At 56.7% G+C, this 3,118-nt stretch carries 1 protein-coding gene; it reads right to left on the bottom strand.

Annotated elements, in window-relative coordinates:
• Positions 1-3,118, bottom strand: a 3,118-nt coding sequence (locus Q7V20_RS23970; protein ID WP_304796763.1) for a condensation domain-containing protein, incomplete at both ends; no start/stop codon positions are given.

The raw sequence follows: 3,118 nt of genomic DNA, 5'->3' as shown, positions 1-3,118 counted from the left end.
GGCGTAACTCAGCTGCCGCCCGCCGCAGACCAGCGCTACGGCGTCAGGCTGTTGTGCGGCCCGGCATTGGATCAGCTGGTGTACCGGCGTGGCTTCGTCGTAGGTTTTGGCCCAAACGTTCCACAACTCGAATTGGGTTTGTTCGGCTTTTGTCAACCATTGCAGTTCGCCGATGCAACTATCGGGCTGGGTAATCAAGTGATTTAACAACACTCCGAAATGTTCCGCCAGATTGGCCACGGCTTCATCGCTGAAAAATTGACGGTCGTAATCGAATACGATCTGCAACGCCTCACCGCTTTGCACTGCCAGGGTCAAAGGGTAGTTGGTGGTTTCGCTATGCTCGCCGCCACTGATGAGCAAACCGTCGTCGGCGCGCTGCTTTAGGGCTTCGGAGAGTGGATAGTTCTCGAACACCAACAAGCTATCAAACAAGGCTTCGCCTGCCCTGCCCCACCAACGTTGGATGTCAGCTAACGGCGTAGCCTCGTGTTCGCGCAAGTTCAGATTATCTTGCTGCAAACCCTGTAGCCAATTTCTCACTCGGCTGTCGGCGCGGGGTGCCTGGATGATCGGCAAGGTATTGATGAACAGGCCGATCATGTCTTCGACGCCAACCAATTCGGTGGGGCGCCCGGACACAGTAACGCCGAACGCCACCGACTGGTTGCCGGTATAGCGTTGCAACAATAAGGTCCAGGTGCCTTGGATTAAGGTGTTGACCGTCAATTTATCGGCTTGGGCGGCTTGCCGTAACCTCAAAAAATCGTCGCCATCAATCACCAATGGCAGAAAACCGTGACCGCTGGCCTTCGCGCCGTCAGACAAGGCTTCCGCCAAACGGGTGGGCGCTTCCAACTGGCTTAATGGTTGCCGCCAATAACGTTCGGCAGCCTGGGCATCGAGGCTTTGCAGCCAGGCGATATAGTCGCGGAATTCGGCAATCGGCGCAGGCAACGCGACACCACGATAATGCGCCAGCACCTCGCCCAACAGCCGTGCGCTACTCCAACCATCTAGTAGCAAATGGTGGCTGAGCCAAATTAAATGATAACTAGCGTCATTTAGCCTGACCAACACCAGTTTGAATAACGGTGGCACTTCGGTCTGCACGCCTTGGGTATGCAGTTCGGCAATCAGTGCTTGCAGGGCAGGTGCGGCATCGTCTCGTCCGCGCCAATCGTAGACTTGCAACGGCAGCGTGACCCGTTTATGTACGACTTGCAGCGGCCTGGGCCAATCGCCTAGGCTGAGAAAACCGGTGCGCAGGACAGGGTGGCGATCGAGCACAGCTTGCCAAGCCCCTTCGAAACGCCCCGCATCGAGGCCGTCTAGCCGCACATCGAAACAACTGACATAGCTAGCGGCATTGCCTTCGTACAGGCTATGAAACAACATACCCTGCTGCATCGGTGTCAATGGATAAATATCCTGTAAATTACTGACATCGACAGGCAATGTCTCCAACTGTGCCTGAGTCAAATCGGCCAACGGGAAATCGCTAGTGGTAACGCCTTGCGGCCCATGGCTGCAATGCCCGATCAGCAACGCCAGTTCTGCGTTAAATTCGGCCGCCAGACGCTCTATGCTTGCCGTATGGAACTGCTGGCGGTTATAGGTCCAGTTCATCGCCAACTGGCCATCGTAGATCTGACTATTGATTTCGAGTGCGTAATCCAGCGGCGCGGCACTATCGCGCTCGTCGCCGCGTACTTCGCCGGCGGCGCGGAACAAGCCGGTATCCGCAAAACTGGCGTCGAATTGGCCTAGATAGTTGAAACACACCAGTGGCTTGGGCAGACCCTGCAACTCGGCGCGAATCGCATCGTCGGCCAAGTATTTCAACAAACCGTAGCCTAAACCGCGCTCTGGAATCCGCCTTACTTGCTCTTTGATGGTTTTGATCGACGCAGCCAAATCGGCAGCCGGCATCAGTTTCAGCGGGTAAGCGCTGGTAAACCAGCCGACACTGCGACTGACATCCGGCGCATCGGTAAACGCTTCGCGGCCGTGGCCTTCCAAATCCACGCTCAATTCGGCATGACCGCTCCAGCGGCACAATACCCGCGCCAATGCGGTGAGCAGCAAGTCGTCGATGCGGGTGCGGTAAGCCGCCGACGCCTCTTGCAACAATCGCGTGGTCGAGGCCGGATCCAGTTGCAGCGTCACCGTTTCAGCGTCGGCGGCCGTGGCATTGCCCACCGCAAAATCGACCGGCAAGCAGTTAACCGCAGTCAGTTGTTGCCGCCAATAATCCAATTGATCCGAGACCTGCGCTGCACGATGCTGCAGCGCTTCCGCCCAAGCCTGAAACGCGGCGGTTTTAGCCGGCAACTGTGGCGTTTGTGCGTTGGCCATTTGCCGGTACAAAGTCTGCAAATCCTCCAGCAGAATCCGCCAAGACACGCCGTCCACCACCAAATGATGCACCACCAACAGCAATCGGTAACTGCCGTCGGCGACTTCCATATAAACCGCACGCAGCAACGGGCCATGTTGCAAGTCCAAGCTGCGTTGCGCTTGTTGGGCGATTTCGCTGATCTGTTCGGCATCATTGGCTTGGCGTAGCCAGAGGATTTCTTCGCTTTCCGACACCTCGGCATAATATTGGCGCCAGTGGCCTTCGCTTCGTAAGAAACGCAGTCGCAGGGCATCGTGATGTTCGACTAGATGCGGTAAGGCTTTGGCTAACACCCGAGTATCCAAAGCTTGTTCGGTTTGCAGTAATACCGATTGATTCCAATGTTGGCGCTCCGGTATCCTGGACGCAATAAACTCGGCTTGAATCGGCGTCAACGGCAGGTCGCGATCGGCAATCACAGCGGTACCGCTGACTTCGTCCGACACCAGTGCCAATCTTGCCGCCAGCCCAGCCAATGCGGCGACGGTTTGGTGGCTGAAAATATCCTTGGGCGACAAGGCCCAACCGACCTGTCTAGCACGGCTGACCACTTGCAGGGAAACAATAGAGTCGCCTCCTAACTCGAAAAAATTATCCTCCACGCCGATGTTGTCAAGACCCAACACCTCCTGCCAAATCGCCGCCAGTTGGCTTTCGATGGCATTGCGTGGCGCGGTGCAGGTGCGTGCGGTTTGCACCGGGGACGGCAAGGCTTTG

It is taken from the genome of Aquabacterium sp., assembly GCF_030652515.1.
Lineage (GTDB): Bacteria > Pseudomonadota > Gammaproteobacteria > Burkholderiales > Burkholderiaceae_C > Aquabacterium.
This window is presented reverse-complemented; position numbering and strand designations above follow the sequence as displayed.